The organism is Sorangium sp. So ce1036, from assembly GCF_051369805.1.
GTDB lineage: Bacteria > Myxococcota_A > Polyangia > Polyangiales > Polyangiaceae > Sorangium > Sorangium cellulosum_F.
This window is the reverse complement of sequence record NZ_JBBMOX010000001.1, coordinates 9,319,805-9,339,947: the sequence shown is the minus strand read 5'-3', so window position 1 is coordinate 9,339,947 and position 20,143 is coordinate 9,319,805. Positions and strand designations below refer to the sequence as shown.

Here is a 20,143-nt window from a genome sequence, read left to right as displayed (position 1 = left end):
TCGGATGGCCCTTGGGCGCCTGCAGGATGAGCCCGAAAACGAGTCGGCCTGGAACGAGCTCGCGGAGGCGGTGACCGCTCCGGGCAACGGCGCGGGCGCCGGGGACGTCGAGCGCCTGCTCGGCGCGGCGCGCGCGCGGCACGAGCAGCGGCGCGAGTGGGACGCGGTCGCCCGGCTCCTCGAGCTGGAGATCGCCCTCGCCGCCGGGAGCGCCGTCGAGGGCGCGATGCAGGCGGAGCTCGCGCGCGTCTACCACGAGGAGCTCATCGACGTGGACCGCGCCGCGGCCGCCTACCGCCGGCTGCTCGAGCTGCGCCCCGACGACGACGCCGCCGCCGAGGCCGTCGAGACCGACGCCTCGAAGCGCGAGAAGTGGCGCGAGCTCGTGGCCCGGTACGAGGCCGAGGCCGAGGCCGCGACCGACGCGTCGTTCAAGAGCGCGCTCACCACGAGCGCCGCCGACGTCGGCTACCGCTACGGCCGCGCCGAGCTCGGCGAGCGCGTCTTCGAGCTCCTCGAGCAGGCCCTCCGGCTCGACCCGAGGAACCGCCGCGCCGCGAGCCTCGCGGAGATCGCGTACGCCGCCGCGGGCGACTGGGAGGGCGTCGTCCGCGTCCAGTCGCTCGTCAAGGCCGAGGCCCAGGCCAAGGAGGACCGCGTGGCCGCGGGCCTCCGGGCGGCCCGCACCCTCCGGACCCGCCTGAGCGATACGGCGCGCGCCGTCGCGGCCTACGAGGAGGTGCTCGACCTCTCGCCCGGCCAGCCCGAGGCGCTCTCGTACCTGGCCGAGGCGTACTCCGCCGCGGCCGACTGGGACCGGCTGGTCGCCCTCTACGAGGACCAGCTCCGCGGCGGCGGCGCGAGGCCCGGCGAGGAGCTCGGCATGCTCGTGCAGATCGCCATGGTGCACTGGCGCATGCGCGGCCAGCCCCAGGCGGCCGAGCCGTACTTCGACCGCGTGCGGCGCGCCGACCCGGCGCACGCCGGCATGCTCAACTTCTACCGCGAGGTCCTGGAGCAGCGGGGCGACAAGCCGCGGCTCACGACGATCCTCACGGACGCGCAGCGCGCCCTGGCCGACGGCCCCGAGCGGCGCGCCCTCGCCACCGAGATCGCGCGGCTCGCCGAGTCGCAGGAGAACGCCGCCAAGGCCATCGAGCAGTACAAGTCGGTGCTCCGGACCGACCCGGAGAACCGCCAGGCGCGCGACGCCCTGAAGCGCCTCTACCTGCAGACCGAGGGGTACAACGCCCTCGTCGAGCTCTACCGGCAGGACCTGGAGCGCACGCCCGCCGACGACGTCGCGGGCCGGGTCGCGGTGCTCCGCGAGATCGCGGCGATCTACCGCGATCGCGCCAAGAACGACGCGGCGCTCGTCACGGTGCTGACCCAGATCGTCCAGCTCGACGACAAGGACGTCGACGCCGTCCGCGAGCTCACCCGCATCTACGAGTCGCTCGGGCGCTGGCGCGACCTGCTCTCGTACCAGCAGCGCCTCGCCGAGCTGACCGAGAGCCAGGCCGAGAAGGCGGGGCTCTACCGCGCCGTCGCGCGGCGCTGGATCGACCAGTTCTCGAACGTGCAGAACGCCATCGCGGCGTACGAGGCGCTGCTCTCGGTCGAGCCGGTCGACGAGGAGGCGCAGCAGAAGCTCCGCGAGCTCTACCTGAAGCGGCGCGCCTGGCCGCAGCTCTACGCGCTCTACGAGCGCAAGCTCGAGACCGCCGAGGGCGCCGCGAAGATCGAGCTCCTCGGCGAGATGGCCAAGCTCGCGGCCGAGCGGCTCGACCGCGGCGCGGACGCGATCGCGCTGCAGAAGCAGATCCTCGAGCTCGACCCGAACGCCCCCGGGGTGCTCGACGCGCTCGAGAAGCAGGCCGAGCGCGAGAAGGACTACGCCACGGTCGCCGAGGTGCTCGAGCGGCGCGTCGATCTCGCCCTGGACGACCCGGCGCGGCTCGTCGCCCTGCAGAAGCTCGGGGCCGTGTATGCCGAGCGCCTCAAGGATCCGGCCCAGTCGGCGCGGACGTGGCGGCGCGTGCTCGCGCTCTCGCCGGGGCACGCGCGCGCGCTCCGGGTGCTGCGCGACGCGTACTTCGCCGCGGGCGACTGGGACGGCCTCGAGGAGCTGTACGCCTCGCAGGACGACTGGGAGGGGCTCGTCGACTTCCTCTCGGGCGCGGCGGACAAGGCGGGCGATCCGGCCACGAAGCTCGACATCTCGTTCCGCGCGGCCCGCATCTACGAGGAGCAGCTCAAGGCGCCGGAGCGCGCGGCGCGCTCGTACGAGCGGGTGCTCAGCGTCTCGCCGGGGGACGCGCGCGCGGCGGCGGCGCTCGTGCCGATCTACGAGAAGGAGGAGAAGTGGGCCCGGCTGCCGGCGCTCTACGAGATCCTCCTCGAGGCGACCGACGACACGGCGGCGCAGGTCAGCATGCTGCGCAAGCTGGCGGCGGTGACGGGCGGCCCGCTCTCGGACAAGCCGAGCGCGCTCGGCTACGCGCGCCGCGCCTACGAGCTCCATCCGGACGACGACGGGCTCGACCTGCTCGAGGCCTGGTCGCGCGCGGCGGCCTCCTGGGGGCCGTTCGTCGAGGCGGTCGAGGGCCGGCTCGAGCGGGGCGAGGGGCTCACGCGAGACCAGGAGCGCGCGCTCCGGCTGAAGCTCGCCGAGGTGTACGCGCGCGAGATGGGCAAGCTCGACGAGGCGGTGACCGTCTACCGCGGCCTCGTCGAGGACGACCCGTCCGACGAGGACACGGTGCGGGCGCTCGACGCGCTGCTCCGCGCGAACGAGCGGAAGGACGACCTCCGGTGGCTCTTCGAGCTGCGGGCCGCCCAGGTCGAGGGCGAGGCGCGCGCAGAGATCCTCGAGGAGTGGGCGACGCTCGAGGAGGAGGTCTTCGGCGATCCCGCGAGGTCGATCGAGCTCCTGCGCAAGGTCATCGCGCTCGCGCCCGCGCGCATCGACGCGCTCCGGGCGCTCTCGCGCCTCTTGACGGCCGCGGGCGAGTTCGCGGCGGCGGCCGAGATCGTGGCCACGCACCGCGACGTGAGCGAGGGCGACGAGCGGGCGCGCCGCGAGATCGAGCTCGCGGCGCTGTACCTCGACCGGCTCGACCGGCCGGCGGACGCCTTCGAGGCGGCGGTGCGCGCGCTCGAGCTGTCGCCGCACGACCCCGACGCGATCGCCGTGCTGTCGCGGCTCGTCGACCGCCCGGAGACGCGCGTGCGCGCGGCGCGGGTGCTCGCCGTCGAGTACGCCGAGACCGGCAACCACCGGCGCGAGGCCGCGGCGCTGCGGGTGATCCTCGAGGCGGAGCGGGAGCCGGCGCGGCGGCGGGAGCTCTACCTCGCGCTCGCGGACGTCGAGGAGACGAAGCTCCACGCCGCGGGGACTGCGTTCGACGCGCTGCTCCGGGCGCTGCACGAGTTCTCGGACGACATCGAGCTGTGGGACCGCGCGGCGGAGCTGTCCCGCCGGGCCGGCCGGCCGACCGATCTCGCGGAGGCGTACCGGGTGCACCTCGTCGCGGGGCGCACCGAGGGCGACAAGGTGCTCGGCGGCGCGGTCGAGGTCGAGCTCTGCGAGCGCGCGGCGAGCCTCCACGACGAGCAGCTCGGCGACCCCGAGGGCGCGAAGCCGTACCTGGAGCGGGTGCTGAGCCTCGACCCGAACAACCACGCCGCCTTCAACCGGCTGAAGCAGATCCTGACGGCGGCCGAGCGGTGGGGCGAGCTCGAGGAGCTCTACGATCGCGCCGCGAAGGGCACGACCGACCAGGCGGAGCGCATCGAGCTGCTCAACGAGGTGGCGCTGATCGCCGAGGAGATCATCGGCGACGCCGCGAAGGCGATCGGCTACTACGAGCGCATCGTCGAGCTCGACCCGTTCTACACGGCGGCGCTCGACTCGCTGGAGAAGCTCTACGAGCGCGAGGGCCGCTTCCGCGACCTCGCGGCGCTCCTGGAGCAGCGCCTGAAGACGGCGACCGAGGCCGAGAGCGTCGAGATCAAGCTGTCGCTCGGCAGCATCTACCTCGACCGGCTGCACGAGCCCGAGGGGTCGCTCGGCCACCTGGAGGACGTGCTCCAGATCCGGCAGAACGACGCGAAGGCGCGCGAGCTCGTCGAGCGGCTGCTCGACATCGGGGCGCTGCGGCTCCGGGCGGCGCGCGTGCTCGAGGCGGTGTACGAGGCGCGCGACGAGATCCGCCAGCTCGTGCGGGTCCTCGAGATCCGGCGCGAGGGCGCCGAGACCGAGTCGGAGCGGCGGGAGCTGCTCCGCCGCGTGAGCGTGCTCCAGGACGAGCGGCTCAAGGACGACGCCGGCGCGTTCGCCAGCCTGTCGGAGCTCCTGCCGCTCGAGCCGGAGGACCTCGCGGCGCGGGCGCGGCTCATCGAGATCGGCCGGCGCCTCGGCGAGCACGAGCAGGTCGCCGAGGTGCTCACGGCGGCGGCCGACGCGTGCGGCACGCCGTCGATCCGCGGCGAGATCCTCATGGAGGTCGCGAAGATCTGCGAGGATCTCCTCGGCGACGCCGATCGGGCCGAGAAGGTCTACCGGCGCGTCCTGTCGATCGATCCGACCGACCCGACGCTGGTCATCCCCGCGGCGCAGGCCCTCGGCCAGATCTACGCGGCGAAGGAGGACCACCAGGCGCTCGCGGGCGTGCTCGCGATCGAGGTGCGCCTCGAGGACGACGTCGAGACGCGGCGGTCGCTCTACGAGCGCATCGGCACCCTGTACGAGACCGTGCTGGACGACCCGGCCAAGGCGATCGAGGCCTGGCAGGCGCGGCTGGGCGACGATCCCGAGGACATGGGGGCGCTCGTCTCGCTCGAGCGGCTCTACGAGCGCACGTCGCAGTGGCGGGAGCTCGTCGCGGTGCTCCGGTCCGAGCAGCAGCTCACGCTGGAGGACCCGGACGAGCGGCGCCGGTCGATGACGAAGGCGGCCGAGACGCTGGCGCAGAAGCTCGCGGACGTGCCCGAGGCGATCGGCGCGTGGCGCCTCGTGCTCGACGAGTTCGGCCCCGAGCGCCCGACGCTCGCGGCCCTCGCGGCGCTCTACGAGCTCGACGAGCGCTGGGTCGACCTCGCCGAGACGCTGGAGACGGACCTGTCGCTCGCGGCGGAGACGTCGGCCCGGCTCGATCTGCTCGCGCGCCTCGGCGACGTGCGGCGGCTGCACCAGGGCGACGCGGCGGGGGCGCTCGACGCCTACCGCCAGGCGCTCTCGCTCGATCCGTCGAACGCGCGCTGCCGCGCGGCGCTGGAGGCGATGCTCGCGCGGGACGACGCGCGGCGCGATGCCGCCGAGACGCTCGAGCCGCTCTACGAGGCCGACGGCGACGCCGAGCGGCTCCTCAACGTGCTGGAGATCAAGGTCGAGACCTCGGACCTGCCGAGCGAGCGGCTCGCCACGCTGGAGAAGGCGCTCCGCACCGCGGAGGGGCTGCTCGGCGACACGTCGCGGGCGTTCGGTTACGCGCTCCGCGGCGTGCGGGAGGCGGCGGGGGAGCCCGAGGTGACCACCTGGATCGGCACGGTCGAGCGGCTCGGGGAGGCCACCGGGCGCTGGGCCGAGGTGTGCGAGCTGTTCCAGGGCATCGCGCCGGACATCCTCGACGGCGACGTGCAGCAGGGCGTGCGGCTCCGGGTCGGCGAGCTCGCGCGCCACAGGCTCGGCAACCGCGAGCTCGCGGTCGAGCAGTACAAGAAGGCGCTCGAGGCGCGCGGCGACGACCGGCGGGCGATGATCGCGCTCGAGGAGCTGTACGGCGAGGCGAGCGACGCGTCGAGCCTGCTCGAGATCCTGAAGCTCCGGGTCGAGAACGCCGAGAGCGACGACGAGAAGACGCGGCTGCTCTTCCGGATCGCCGAGCTGGAGCGGGGCCCGCTCGGGGACCAGGCCGGCGCGATCGCGACGTACGAGACGATCCTCGACGTCGAGCTCCACCCGGACGCCCTCGCGGCGCTCGACGGCCTCTACCGCGAGGCGGAGCGCTTCCAGGATCTCATCCGGCTCTACGAGCGGCAGCTCGACGTGCGCGCCGGCGACCTCGCCGAGCTGCACGTGAAGATCGCGCTCGTCGCGCACCGGCACACCGAGGACGTGCAGCGCGCGTTCGACGAGCTCTCCGAGGCGCTGCTCATCGATCCGGCGCACGAGGGCGCCGTCTCGCTGCTCGAGGCGATCCTCGAGGGGGCGACCGACGCGGAGCAGCGGGCGCGCGCCGGCGAGATGCTCGAGCCGGTGTACCTCCGCCGGGCGGACTGGAACCGGGTGAAGATCGCGCTCGAGGCGCGCCTCGCCGCGAGCCAGGACCCGGTCGAGCGCCGCGATCTGCTGCAGCGGCTCGCGACGCTGCACGAGGAGCAGCTCGAGGACTACCGCGCGGCGCTCGAGACCGTGGCGAAGCTCCTCCACGAGGACCTCGCCGACGAGCAGGTCTGGGCGGAGCTCGAGCGGCTCGCGAAGGTCGCGAGCGCCGAGCGGCGGCTCGCGGAGATCTACGCGGCCGAGCTCCGCGAGCTCACCTCCGACGACCCCTCGAGCGCGCGGCTCTGCCGGCGCACCGGCGAGCTCTACGCCGAGCTGGGCGACGTGGCCGACGCGCTCACGTGGTACCGGCGCGCGCACGAGTTCGAGCCGGACTCGCGCGCCCTGTTCGACGCGATCGACGCGCTGCTCATCCGGGAAGAGCGTCACGCCGAGCGCATCCAGCTCTACCGCGCGGCGCTCGACTACCGGAGGGACGAGGACCGGCTCGACGCGCTCCACACGATCGCGCGCCTGGAGCGCACGGAGCTCCGCGAGCCCGCGCTCGCGATCGAGACCTACCGCGCGGCGCTCGACGTCGACGAGGGCGACGCCCGGGCGCTCGACGCGCTGACGGAGCTCTACCGGGAGCTCGATCGGCCGCGGGATCTCGCCGATCTCTACCTGCGCCGGGCCGAGGCGGCCCCGGACGGGGAGCGGGCGGCGCCCTACCGACTCGCCCTCGCGGAGCTCTTGCGCACGCGCCTCGAGGACACGGCGGGCGCCATCGATCAGCTCGAGGCGATCGTCGGCGAGGTGCCCGCGCACGCCGAGGCGATCCGGGCGCTCGAGGCGCTCATCCAGGACCCCGAGCACAAGGCGCGGGTCGTCGAGATCCTGCGGCCGCTCTACGAGGGGGCGGACGACTGGCGGCAGCTCATCCGGCTCAACGACGAGCGGTTCGGCCTCGCGCCGGACGCGGGCGAGAAGGTCGCGGTGCTCCGGGAGACGGCGAGGCTCTGGGAGACGCGGGGCAACGACGAGCTGCGCGCCTTCGAGGCGATCCGGGCGGCGTTCAGCCTGGATCCGGACGACGGCGAGACGCGCGGCGAGCTCGAGCGGCTCGCCGATCAGCTCGGCGCCTGGGAGGAGCTCGCGGCGAGCTTCGAGGAGGGCGTGACGACCACGTCCGACGAGCTCACGAAGCGCGAGCTCCTGGCGTCGCTGGCCAAGGTCTACGACGCGCGCGTCGACGACCCGCGCCGGGCGCTCGGCGCCTACACGCGCCTCTCCGCGCTCGACCCGAGCGATCCCGAGCCGCTCGAGCAGATGGACACGCTCGCCGTGCTCCTCAGCGACTGGGACACGCTCATCGCCGTCCTCGAGAAGAAGAGCGAGGTGGCCTCGGACGAGGAGAACGCCTCGATCTGCCGGCGCATCGCCGAGACGAAGCTCGAGATGCTCGAGGACACCGACGGCGCGATCAAGGCGTACGAGCGCGCGCTCGACCTCGAGCCCGACAGCGCGATGACCATCGACGCGCTGATCGAGCTCTACGAGCCGCGCGGCGCGGCGAGCCGGCTGGTGGAGCTCTACGGCCGCCGCGTCGAGCTCGCGGAGCCGGACGAGGAGGCCCTCCGCTACGACCTCAACGTGCGCGCGGCCGAGCGCTACGAGCGGGACCTCGCGAGCCCGCGCGACGCGATCACGGCGCTGTGCGCGGCGCTCGAGGCGAAGCCGGGCGATCCGGCGGTGCTCTCCTCGCTGGAGCGGCTCTACCGGGCCGAGCGGATGTGGGACGACCTCCTGTCGAACCTCATGCAGCAGGCGAGCGCGGCCGCGGACAGGGACGCGCGCATCAAGCTGCGCACGGCGATCGGCGACCTCTACGCGGGGGAGCTCGAGAGCCCGAGCGAGGCGATCGAGCAGTACCGGCTCGTCCTCGACGAGGATCCGGCGAACGATCACGCGATCCAGGCGGTCCGCGCCATCGGCGAGGCCCGCGAGGAGCTGCGCCTCGACGCCGCCGAGGTGCTCGAGCCCGTCCTCCGCGCGGCCGGCCGGAACGAGGAGCTCGCGGCCGCGCTCGAGCTGCGCCTGCGCGCGCAGACCGAGCCGTCCGACCGGGCCGCGACGCTCCGGGCGATCGCGGCGGTGCAGGACGAGCAGCTCGGGCGGCCGCTCGACGCCGAGAGCGCGCTGCTCCGCGCGCTGGAGGACGCGCCGGACGACGCGTCGCTGCACGCGGAGATCGAGCGGCTCGCCGCGCGCACGGACGGCTTCGGCCGCTACTGCGACGCGCTGGCGCAGCGCGCCGCGGCCACGTTCGACGCGGTCATCGCGAAGGACCTGTTCCTCCGGATCGGCCGCATCGCCGAGGAGCAGCTCAAGGACGACCGGCGCAGCGCCCAGGCCTACGCCAAGGCCGTCGAGCACGCGGGCGACACGCCGGAGCTCCTCGAGGCGCTGGACCGGCTGTACGGCCGCCTCGGCGACGAGAAGGCGCTCGCCGACGTGCTCGAGCGGCGCGTCGCGGTGACGACCGGCGATCGCGAGCAGGCGGACCTCTTCTACCGGCTCGCGGTGATCCAGATCGAGTCGTTCGGCGACAAGTCGCAGGGGCTCGGCACCCTGCGCCAGGCGCTCGACCGGGCCGTCGATCACGAGCGCGCGAGCGCCGCGCTCGAGGCGCTCACCGAGGACCCGACGCTCTTCGACGAGGCGGCCGAGGCGCTCGAGGGCGTCTACCGCACGCGGGGCGACAACGCCGCCCTGGCCCGCCTGTACGAGAAGCGCATCCGCTTCGCGCCGACCGGCGTGGAGCGGATCCGGATGCGGCTCGACCTGGCCAAGGTGCTCGAGGTGCGGTCGAACGACCCGCGGGCCGCGCAGGAGACGCTCGAGAAGGCGCTCGCGGACGACCCGTCGGATCCCGACGTGCTCGGCGAGATCGAGCGCCTCGCCCCGGTGACGGGCGGCTGGGCCAGCGCGGCCGCCGCCCTGGAGCGGGCGGTGCGGGACGAGGCCGAGCTCGACAGCGACACGGCGCGCGACCTCTGGATGCGGATCGCCGAGTGGCAGAAGAGCAAGGTCGGCGACGTCAAGGCGGCCGAGGTGGCCTTCGAGGCGGCGCTCACGCACGATCCGACGAGCGAGCACATCCTGCGGGCGATCGAGGACCTGCAGCGCGCGCCGGGGCGTGAGCGCGACCTCATCGGCACGCTCCGCCGGATCGCGGCCCTCGACGGCATGGAGGGGGTCGCGGGCGAGCTGCGGCGCGAGGCGAAGGAGCTCGCGGAGCGCGCGCTCGGCGACCGGGAGCTCGTCGAGGCGATCCTGCGCGAGATGATCGCCGCGGACGAGGGCGACACCTGGGCGCTCGCCGAGCTCACGAAGGTGCGGGAGCAGGCGGGGGACCACAAGGAGGTCTTCCGGCTGCTGGTGCGCCAGGCCGAGCTCTACGCCGCGGCCGATCGCATCCGCGACGCGCGGCACGCCGCGGCGGTGGTCGCGCGCGAGAAGCTCGGCGACGAGGCGGCGGCCATCGAGCTGTACGAGACGCTCTTCGAGGCGGATCCGGGTGACGCTCGCGCCGCGACGGCGCTGCGCGAGCTCTACGCGAAGTCCGGCAAGCACAAGGAGCTGCTCGCGCTGCTCGAGCGGCTCACCGATCTGGCCGAGTCCCCCGAGGCCCGCTCGGCGCTGCGCCTGGAGAGCGCGGAGATCTGCCTCTCCCGGCTCGACGCGGTGAGCGAGGCGACCGAGCACCTGCGCGCGGTCCTCGACGAGCAGCCCGACAACGAGAAGGCCACGATCCTGCTCGCGCAGCTGCTCGAGAAGACCGGCCGCGATCAGGAGCTGTCGGACCTGTTCGTCACGCAGATCGAGCGCGCGAAGGACCGCGGCGACGTCGCGGCGGAGCTCTCGTACAGCGTCCGGCTGGGCGAGGTCTACGAGGCGCGGCTCAACGACACCGCGCGGGCGATCGAGACGTACCGCGCCGTGCTCGAGCGCGAGCCGCGCCACCCCGGCGCGCTCCTCGCGCTGGCCCGCCTGCACGAGCAGCGCGGGGAGAAGGCCGAGGCGGCGCAGCGGCTCGAGGTGATCCTCGAGGACGCGAGCGGCGGGGACGCGGTGAGCACGGCGCTCCGGCTCGCGGAGCTCTACCGGGCGCTCGGCGACGAGGGCGCGGTCCGGCGCGTGCTCGAGCGGGGCCTCGCGGCGGACGCCACGGCGCCGGAGATCCGCAAGCAGCTCCTCGCCCTCTACGAGAAGCAGCAGGCGTTCACCGAGCTCGCCGACCTCATCACCGGCGACGCGGACGCGGCCACGCAGCCGGCCGAGAAGGTGGCGCTCTACCGCAAGGCGGCGGGCATCCACCTGACGAAGCGGGACGACCCCGGCCGCGCCGCGGACCTCCTGGTGAAGGCCACGGAGCTCGTCCCGGGCGACCGCGAGCTCCTGCTCGCGCTGTGCGACGCGTACAGCGCGTCGGGCCGCGGTCAGAAGGCCGCCGAGGCGCTCCAGCAGATCGTCGAGTCGTACGGCGGCCGGCGCTCGAAGGACCTCGCCGCGATCCACCACCGCCTCGCCAGGGCCTACCTGGCCGAGGGGCAGAAGGAGAGGGCGCTCACCGAGCTCGACACCGCCTTCAAGATCGACCCGGGCTCGATCGCCATCCTCCGCGACCTCGGCGTGCTGGCGCTGGAGCTGTCGGAGTCGGGCGACGACGCGTCGCGGTCGGCGCACATCGATCGGGCCCAGAAGACCTTCCGCGCGCTGCTCCTGCAGAAGCTCGACGACGGGGCGCCGATCAGCAAGGGCCAGGTCTTCTACTACCTCGGCGTCATCAGCCACCGTCAGAACGACGACAGGAAGGCGATCCAGATGCTGGAGCGCGCGCTCGACAACGACAAGGAGCTCGCCCCGGCCAAGGAGCTCCTGGCGCAGCTCAAGAAGTGACGTAATCTCGCCGTGTGACGCGGCTGGTCAGCATCGACGGTGTCCTCTTCACGCCCGAGGAAGCCAAGGTCTCTGTATACGACCGAGGCTTCCTGTACGGCGATAGCGTCTTCGAGACCATCCGCACCTACGGCGGCGAGCCGTTCGCGCTCGAAGAGCACCTCGCCCGCCTGGAGCGCTCCGCCGCGCGGATCGCGATCACCCTGCCGATCTCGCGGGACGAGCTCGGCCGCGAGATGATCGCGGCGCTCCGGGCAGCGGTGGCCGCGGGGCGCGCCGCCGCGGGCGGGGCCGACGCGGCGGCCGGGCCGGCGGCGGGCCCGACCGCGGCGGCTGCCGCGCCGGGGGAGAGCTACCTCCGCGTGATGCTGACCCGCGGCAGCGGCCCGCTCGGCCTCGATCCCACGCTCGCGGGCGCTCCGCTCCGCGTCATCCTCGTGGAGCCGCTGAAGCCGTTGCCGGGCGAGCTCTATCGTAACGGGATCTCGGTGATCACCGCGCGCACCCAGCGGGCCGGCGACGCGGCGCCCGGGGCGAAGGTCTCGAACTACCTCGAGAGCCTGCTCGCCCTGCGGGATGCGCGCGCGGCAGGGGCCCACGAGGCGCTGATCCTCGACCCATCCGGCCACGTGGTCGAGGGGACGACCTCCAACGTCTTCCTGGTGGAGCGGCGCCCCCCGGCGCACGAGGGCGCGGCGGATCCGGGGCAGGTGCTGATCACCCCGCCCAGGGAGGCGGGCATCCTCGTCGGCATCACCCGGGCGCACGTGATCGACGTGGCCCGCGAGCGCAACCTCCCCGTGTGCTGCGAGCCGGTCACGATGGCCCGGCTCCTGGCCGCCGAGGAGGTGTTCATCACCTCGAGCCTGCGCGAGATCGTCCCGGTGGTCCGGGTGGACGCGCACGCCATCGGCTCGGGCGTCCCCGGTCCGACGACCCGCGCGCTGCACGCCGCCTTCCGCGACAAGGTAGGGCTCGGTGGGGCACCCCTCCCGTGGGAGTCGCCCTGAGCCCCTGCGCGCCGTCCATGCCCGTCGGTTTCGTGCGCGCCGTGATCCGCCGCCCCGAGCGCGCGTCCAAGGACCGGGCCGGCGCGCGCCCAGCGCGGTCGGATGGGGCTCGACCCTCGCCCGCCCTTCAACCTGCCGGAGAGGAATCCATGATGAACCGCTCGCTTCGAACCGTCTGCTCCCTGATCTGCGCCGCGTCCGCCGCCGCGACGACCGGCTGTGCCCTGACCGTCGACGACAACTCCATCACCGCCGAGACGCTGGTCCGCTACGAGGGCGCCGACGAGACCGTGCACGTCGAGTACCTCCCGACCCAGAGCGTCCGCATCGTGAGCGACAACGGCGACGTCGAGGTCAGCACCGGGAGCGTGAGCGACGTCGTGGTCACGTTCTCGCCGTTCACGATGCGGAAGAAGGACGAGGACAAGCTCGCCGTGAAGGAGATCGAGGACCACCTCGGGCTCACTGCGATCACCGACAGGGCCTCCGGTGATGTCGTCATCTCGACCACGCAGCAGGCGGGCGCCTCGGGGTACCTCGGCGCCGACATCCTGGTCATCCTTCCCGCCGATTTCGACGGCGGGCTCCGCGTCGAGCAGGACAACGGCGGCGTCGAGGTGAACCTCGACGGCGCGCCGTCCCGCGGCACCACCATCGTGAGCGACAACGGCAGCATCGAGGTGGTCGGCGCGCGCGGCGCGATCGACGTGACCACCGACAACGGCAGCGTCTCCGTCGACCTCGACGCGTGGAGCGGCTCGGACGGCGTCATCTCGACCGGCAACGGCGACATCGACCTCACGGTGCCGGCCGGGGTGGACGGGACCATGACCGCGCACGCGGTGAACGGCGTCGTCGTCGAGCAGAGCCTCCCGTCGACCTGGGCGACCGCCGGCGACGGCGGCGCGAAGTCCTACACGATGGGCAACGGTGACGGCGGCCAGCTCGACCTGTTCACCGATCTGGGCGACATCACGATCGTCCCGAAGTAGCTCCGCCAGGCCAGGACGCCGAGGCCAGAACGCCGAGAGGCGAGCGCCGGGTCGCCCCGGGCTCGCCTCTCGGCGTTCTGTTCGCTGGTCGCCTACCCGGCGCGCCGGCTCAGCCGGCGCTCCCGGTCATCCGCCGGCCGGCGGCTGCGCCTCGGCGCCCTGGCCCTCGGCGCCGCCCTCGGCCGCCTCCCCGCCGCCCGCCGTCGGGGCGGCGCCGGCCGGCACCGGCACCCGGAGCTGCCCGCCGCCCTGCTGCGCGAGCACGCCGAGCGCCTTCTGGAAGAAGGCCGCGAGGAACGGGATCTCGCGCGGCGGCGAGGTGATGAGCCCCGCCTCCTTGACGGCGCGCGCCACGGCCAGGGCGGCGGTCGCCGCCGCGTCGCCCTTGCGCGCCCGCAGCGAGATGGCGCTGTCCCGCATCCGCGCCGCGAGCAGCCCGCGCACCTCGGGCGAGAAGAACCGGTCGGTCGCGAGATCGAGCTCCTCCCGCAGCGTCGTGTTCACCTTCTCGGGGTCGCGCGCCCCGTCGGCCCCGAGCCGCTGGCCGACCTTCTGCAGCAGCTCGTCGAGCGCCTGGCGCGCGGGCAGCCAGTGGCGGAACTCCGGCTCGTCGTGCAGGGCGGCGGACCCGGGGATCTGCGCCGTCACCTGCTCGGCCGAGAGGCTCTCCTCGAGGTCGGCCACCGGGTGCCGCGGCTCGGCCTCCGGGGCCGGATCGACGAGATCGCGGCACCCCTCGAGCCCGAGCGGCAGGACCTGCCCCGACACCGCGTTCTGGCGCTTCGCGGCCGCGATGCGGTGGCGCGCCCACGCCACGGGGACGGGGACGGGCGCGGTGCCCAGGCTGTCGTGCGCGCGCGCGCGGCCCTCCTTGAGCTGCGAGCCGCTGAGCCACCCCCCGCCGGCGTGGAGCACGCCCACGCCCTCGCGCACGATCACCTCCGCGATCCGGTAGCGGCCGCTGGTGTCGCGGCTGGTGATCGCGACCGCCACGGTCCCGCTCGAGTCGGGCGGGATCAGCGTCGCCTCGATCACCTCGGCGCGGTCGTCCGCGAGCCGCACCACGCGCGGCCGGGTCGGGATCGCCACCCCGCGCGACTTCAGCACGTTGAGCGCGCGCCGGGCCGCCTTCCGCGCGGCGCCGGAGGCGTCGTCCGCCTCGGCGGCCGCCGCGATCGCCTCCGCGTTGGAGGCCGCGAGCCACGCGTCGACGAGCGCCGGCGCGGCGTCGCCCGCGGACCGCAGCGCCTCGAGCGCCCGGTCCCACCCCGCCGCGAGCACCTCCGCGTCGAAGTCGACCTTCGCCGCCGTGCCGCTCTCGCCGGCCTCGTGGCGCGCGCCGTTCTCGGCCTTGCTCTTCGCGGCCGCGGCGGCCTGCTTGGCCTTCGCGGCGCGCGCGCTGAGCGCCTCGCGCGCCGTGAGCGCCGGCTTGTCCGCGCCCGCGACCTGCTTCGCCTTGGCCGCCGGCAGCGAGAACAGGAGGTGCGCCGGCCTGGCCGGGCCCTGCTGCCGGGCGCCCGTGGGCGTGATCACCGTCGCGCTCGCGCCCTGCCCGACCACCGTGGTGATGCGCTGACTCGCCTGCGCCGCGGCGCCCGCCGGCTTCCCGGCGCCCCCCGGCCCCTGCGCCCCGGGCCGGGCGCCCTGCGGCCGCCCGCCCTCCGCGAGCGGCTTCGCCGACAGGCCGCGGTCCGGCCGCGGCCCCCGCTCCTCGCGCGGCCCCCGCTCGGGCCGCGGGCCCCGCGCCTCGCGCGGCCCCTGCTCCGCCCTGGGCCCGCGGTCGGGCCTGGGCCCCCGCTCGGGCCGCGGCCCGCGATCCGGCCGCGGGCCGCGATCCGGCCTGGGCCCGCGGTCGGGCCGCGGTCCGCGGTCGGGCCGCGGTCCGCGGTCGGGCCGGGGCGCGCCGCTCGCCGAGGCCGGCCGCTCGGGCCGGGGCGCGCGGTAGTCGCGCACCCGCGGCGCGGCGGCGGGCGGCGGCGCGGCGTCCTCCGTCGAGGCCGGCGGCGGCAGGTCCGCGAGCGTCGGCCGCTTGCGGGGCGCGATCGCGTCCAGCAGCGAGCCCTGCGGCTCCTTCGCGGCGGCCTTCGACGGCGCGGCCCGCGGTGCATCGCCCGCGGCCTGCGCCGGGGCGCCCTCGGACGGCTCGTCGGCCCGCTTCGCGCTGGCCGCAGTGCTCGCCGAGCGGACGACCTTCCGCGTGCGCGGCTTGTCTGCGCTCTCTGCATCGGGGGCGCCTTCGCGCGCAGCTTCGGGAACTGCGCTGGCGATCCGCTCCGTGCTCTCGCTCTCGTCTTTTGTGCTCATGTCGAGGCTCCCGGGGAGATTCTGGAGAAGGGGGCCGCGGCCGCGGCGCCCCGATTATCGCGATAGATGGGCAACAGCTTCGATCTCGACGGCGGCGCCCTTGGGCAGCGCCGCCACCTGCACCGTCGCCCGGGCGGGCAGCACGCCGCCGACGGCCGCCCCGTACACCTGGTTGACGACGGCGAAATCCGCGAGGTCCGTGAGGAAGATCGTGGTCTTCACCACGTCGTTCCAGCTCGCGCCGGCCGCGGACAGCACCTCGCCCAGGTTCTTGATCACCTGAGCCGTCTGCGCCTGGATCCCCCCTGCGACGAGCTCGCCCGTCGCGGGATCGACCGGGATCTGGCCGCTGCAGAAGACGAGGTCGCCGACCTGCACGGCCTGCGAGTAAGGCCCGATGGCGCGCGGGGCCCGATCGGTTGTGATTGCGGTTTTGGACATGTTGACCTCTGAATCGTGGAGCGCCTCGGAGGGCGGAGGCCCCGCCCGCCCCGGCCCATGCTCGTGGGCCCGGGGACGCTCTGCGCGGCCCCCCGCTAGCCGAAGCGCTTCCGGCCCTCGATGGCTCGCCCCAGGGTCACCTGGTCGGCGAACTCCAGATCTCCGCCGTGCGGCACGCCGCTGGCGATGCGCGTGACCTGGATCCCCAGGGCGCCGAGCTCGCGCGCGATGAGCAGCGCGGTCGCCTCTCCGTCGACGGAGGGCGGGGTCGCGACGAGCACCTCCCGCACCGGCTGCTCGGGGTCGCGCACGCGCGCCCGGAGCGCCTCGAGGGGCAGCTCCTCGGCCCCGACGCCCTCGAGGGGCGAGAGGAGCCGGCCGAGCACGAAGTAGCGCCCGCGCATCGCCCCGCTCCGCTCGATGGCCAGGAGGTCCTGCACGCGCGCCACGACGCAGAGGAGCGCGCCGTCGCGCCGCGCGTCGCGGCAGATGGCGCAGAGCGCCTGGCCGGCCTCGTCGCCCTCGCCGACCTCGGCGATGTGGCCGCACCGGGTGCACGGCCGGATGTGCTCGCACAGGTCGACGAGCTCGCTGCCCAGGTCGCGCGCGGTGTCCTCGCCGGCCGTCACGAGGAACAGGGCGAAGCGCTGCGCGGTCTTCTCGCCGACGCCGGGCAGGCGGGCGAGCAGCTGGGCGACCCGCGACAGGCGACCGGGCAGGCCGCCGGGTGCGCCGCGGAAGGCGGCCGTGGGCGCGCCCCGTCCGGCGTTCGGGAGGTTCGAGGGGCTGGGGAGGGGCGACGGGGGGCGCAACGCGATCAAGTGTGCATGCCGGGGAGCTTCACGCCGCCGGTCACCTTGGCGATCTCGCCCTCGACGAGCTTGTCGGCCGCCTCGAGCGCCGAGTTCGACGCCGCGACGATCGCGTCGAGCGCCATCTCCAGGCCCTCGCTCGCGAGGAAGGCGGGATCGACGTCGATCTTGCGCACCTTTCCCTCGCAGGAGACCACGACCGTGACCTTGTCGCCGGCGGCGGTCGCGCTCACCTCGCGGTCCTTCAGCTCGCCCTTCACCTGGTCGATCTTGCGCTGCATGCGCGCCGCCTGGCGAACCAGCTCATTCATTCCGCCGCGAAATTGCATGGTCAGACCGGCGTCTATGCCGTGAACCGCGCCGCGCCGCAACCGGGAAGGGGCCGCCGGGAGCGGGGCTCGGCCAGGGCGGCGCGCGCGGGTCGGGGCAATGCGGCGCGTCGGCGCTCTCCAGCCGCCGGCGCGCGGCTTCGTCGGCCTCTCCAGGGTGTCCAGGGGCGCGCCGCCGTCGCCGATCGCGGCCAGGTGCGAACCAGGGTGCGTCCAGCGTGGCAACTCTGGCATGCTCTCCGGAATGCGGGCCGAGCGCTGTCCAGGCGAGAGCCGCGGCGACGCGCCCGCCAGAAGGTGCTAGTCGAGCAGCGTATGAGCTACGTCGTCCTCGCGCGCAAATGGCGCCCGCAGTCCTTCGAGGATCTCGTCGGCCAGGAGCACGTATCCACGACGCTCGCCAACGCCATCGCGCGCGATCGCGTCGCGCACGCCTTCCTGTTCACGGGCGTCCGCGGGGTCGGCAAGACGACGAGCGCGCGCATCCTGGCGAAGGCGCTCAACTGCGTGAACGGCCCCACGGCGACGCCGTGCCAGACGTGCCCGGCCTGCGTCGAGATCACGGTCGGCGCCGACGTCGACGTCCAGGAGATCGACGGCGCGAGCTACAACGGCGTCGACGAGGTGCGCAAGCTCCAGGAGAGCCTGCCGTACCGTCCGGCGCGCGACCGCTTCAAGATCTTCATCGTGGACGAGGTCCACATGCTCTCGAACGCGGCGTGGAACGCGTTCCTGAAGACGCTGGAGGAGCCTCCGCCGCACGTGAAGTTCATCTTCGCGACGACCGAGGTGCACAAGGTCCCGGTCACGATCCTGAGCCGCTGCCAGCGCTACGATTTCAAGCTGATCAGCGCGCAGGCGATCGCGGCGCGGCTCCGCTGGGTGCTCGAGCAGGAGCAGGTCCCGGCCGACGACGCGGCGCTCAGCGCGCTCGCGCGGGAGGCCGCGGGGAGCATGCGCGACGCGATGAGCCTGCTCGATCAGGTGCTCGCGTGGGTGGGGACGAGCGGCGATCGCATCACGGCCGAGGGGGTGGCGAAGGTGCTCGGCGTGGCGGATCGCGTCGTGCTGCACCGCCTGGCGGAGGCGCTGGTGGACGGCGATCCCGCGGCGTGCGTGCGCATCGTCGGCGATCTGGCGCAGCAGGGGTACGATCTGCCGCACGTGGCCCGCGACATCCTCGCGCACCTGCGCGACCTCGTGGTGGCCAGGGTGTGCGAGGAGCCGGGGCCGCTGCTCGATCTGGCGGACGAGGAGGTCGCCGACGTGAAGGCGCTCGCGGCGCGGGCGGACGCGGACGATCTGACGCGGCTGCACCAGGGTTTCTCGCGCGCGTTCGACGACATCGTCCGGAGCGGCCAGCCGCGGGCGTCGCTCGAGATGGCGCTCGTGCGGCTCGCGCGGCGGCCTCCGCTGTTGCCGCTCGACGAGCTGCTGCGCCGCCTCGGGGAGATGGAGCGGCGCCTGAACGGCGGCGGGGGTGGAGGCGGCGGGGGTGGAGGCGGCGGCGGTGGGGAGCGCGCGCCGCAGCGGCCGGGGGCGGCGGGCGGCGGCGCGGCGGGGGCGCCGCGGCGTGGCGCGGCGGCGGGCGAGGCGGCGAGCGGCGCGGCGATGAGCGGCGCGGCGATGAGCGGCGCGGCGGTGAGCGGCGCGGCGGCGAGCGGCGCTGCCGTTCCGAACGGCGTGGCGCGGGCGAACGGCGTGGCGTCGAACGGCGCTGCCTTTGCGAACGGCGCGGCGGCAGCGCACGGCGTGACGAGGGCGAACGGCGCGGCGTCGAACGGCGCTGCCTCCGCGAACGGCGCGGCATCGAACGGCGCTGTCTTCGCGAACGGCGCGGCGCGGGCGAACGGCGCGGCGGCGGCGCACGGCGTCGCGTTCGCGAGCGGGGCCGCCGCAGCGAACGGGATGGCGAGGCCGAACGGCGCTGCCTTCGCGAACGGCGCTGCCTTCGCGAACGGCGCGGCGACAGCAAACGGCGCGGTGTCGAGCGGCGCCGCCTTCGCGAACGGCGCGGTGTCGAGCGGCGCCGCCTTCGCGAACGGCGCGGCGGCAGCAAACGGCGCGCTGTCGAGCGGCGCCGCCTTCGCGAACGGCGCGGCGGCGGCGAACGGGACGGCGCGGGCGAACGGCGCGGCGGGCACGGGCGGCATGGCGGCGCCGTTCGCGAACGGCGCCGTCCCGGCCTTCGCGAAGGCCACCGACCACGTGAACGGCGCGCCCGCTCCGGGATACCGCGCCGACAGCGCGCCGCCTCCCTCGCCGCGCGGCGCCCCGTCCTCCGTTCCTCGTGCCGCTCCGCCCTCCGCGGCGCCGGGCCCCGCTTCGCGCACGAGCGCGCCGCCCCCGGCCATGAGCGCCGACGACCTCGTCACCTGGCGCGCCGTGATCGCCGCGGTCCGCGGCCAGCGGCCCGCGCTCGCCTCCGTGCTCGAGCACGCGGCCGTGCTGGAGCTCACGCCGACCCGCGTCGTCCTCGGGTACGAGGCGAACTCGTTCCTGTCCGGTCAGGCCACCGAGCCCGCGGCCACCGAGCTGCTCCTCCGCGTCCTGCGCTCGCATTTCGGCGGCCCCACCGATCTCGCGTTCGAGACGATCACCCGCGGCAGCGGCGGCCCCTCGCTCGCGCAGGTCGAGACCGCCGAGCGCAAGGCGCGCGTCGACGCCGCGCGGCGCGCCGTGGCCGAGCACCCGCTCGTCACGGCCGCGATCGAGCTGCTCGGCGCGGAGCTCAAGGACGTGCGGCTCGCCCAGGACTTCGCGGAGGGGTGAGCCGCACGCCGCCGGGGGCAGCGGCCGAAAGGCGCAGCGAGGCGCTCGAGCCGGGGAGCAGCGCCCGGCCCGCAGCCCGTCGCGGAATGCTTTGGCCGCCTCGTGTCGATCCGGCCCGCGCACGAAGCGCGCGAGCACGTCGTCGTGGAGCACGAGCCGCTGCTCACCGGGGGACGTGGCCGAGGTCGGGGAGGGGAGCGGGGCGTGCGCGGCGGCGACCAGGAGCTCGCGGGGAGGGTAGCGCCTCGGCCGGTGT

At 74.8% G+C, this 20,143-nt stretch carries 8 protein-coding genes; 4 read left to right on the top strand and 4 right to left on the bottom strand.

What is annotated here, in order from left to right:
- The first annotated feature begins 4 nt into the window (after positions 1-4).
- From WMF31_RS35040 to WMF31_RS35030, 3 genes are all read left to right on the top strand, one after another.
- Entirely contained in the window at positions 5-11,227 is an 11,223-nt protein-coding gene (locus tag WMF31_RS35040) for a tetratricopeptide repeat protein (protein WP_436606104.1), read from the top strand.
- A gap of 14 nt (positions 11,228-11,241) precedes the next feature.
- Complete coding sequence (locus WMF31_RS35035) at positions 11,242-12,237, top strand: aminotransferase class IV (protein WP_436606103.1); 996 nt, start codon at positions 11,242-11,244, stop codon at positions 12,235-12,237.
- Between the two features lie 149 nt (positions 12,238-12,386).
- The gene (locus WMF31_RS35030; protein ID WP_436606102.1) at positions 12,387-13,229 is read left to right on the top strand and encodes a hypothetical protein; all 843 of its coding nucleotides are present in this window, start codon (positions 12,387-12,389) and stop codon (positions 13,227-13,229) included.
- Positions 13,230-13,355: 126 nt separating this feature from the next.
- Here the strand turns inward: WMF31_RS35030 and WMF31_RS35025 are convergent, their stop codons facing one another.
- The 4 genes from WMF31_RS35025 to WMF31_RS35010 form a co-directional block, all read right to left on the bottom strand.
- Entirely contained in the window at positions 13,356-15,533 is a 2,178-nt protein-coding gene (locus WMF31_RS35025) for a hypothetical protein (protein ID WP_436606101.1), read from the bottom strand.
- Positions 15,534-15,587: 54 nt separating this feature from the next.
- A complete protein-coding gene (locus WMF31_RS35020) occupies positions 15,588-15,974 on the bottom strand; it encodes a RidA family protein (protein ID WP_129344601.1) in 387 nt (128 codons plus the stop codon).
- 95 nt (positions 15,975-16,069) lie between these two features.
- Positions 16,070-16,786 carry a recombination mediator RecR gene (gene recR / locus WMF31_RS35015; RefSeq protein ID WP_436606100.1) on the bottom strand — a complete coding sequence of 239 codons (717 nt, stop codon included), beginning with the start codon at positions 16,784-16,786 and terminating at the stop codon, positions 16,070-16,072.
- Between the two features lie 5 nt (positions 16,787-16,791).
- The gene (locus WMF31_RS35010) at positions 16,792-17,115 is read right to left on the bottom strand and encodes a YbaB/EbfC family nucleoid-associated protein (RefSeq protein WP_129344603.1); all 324 of its coding nucleotides are present in this window, start codon (positions 17,113-17,115) and stop codon (positions 16,792-16,794) included.
- A 315-nt stretch (positions 17,116-17,430) separates the two neighbouring features.
- On the opposite strand from WMF31_RS35010, the gene dnaX reads away from it, so the two are divergent.
- Positions 17,431-19,887, top strand: a complete 2,457-nt coding sequence (gene dnaX, locus WMF31_RS35005; protein WP_436606099.1) for a DNA polymerase III subunit gamma/tau — start codon at positions 17,431-17,433, stop codon at positions 19,885-19,887.
- The last annotated feature ends 256 nt before the right edge of the window (positions 19,888-20,143 follow it).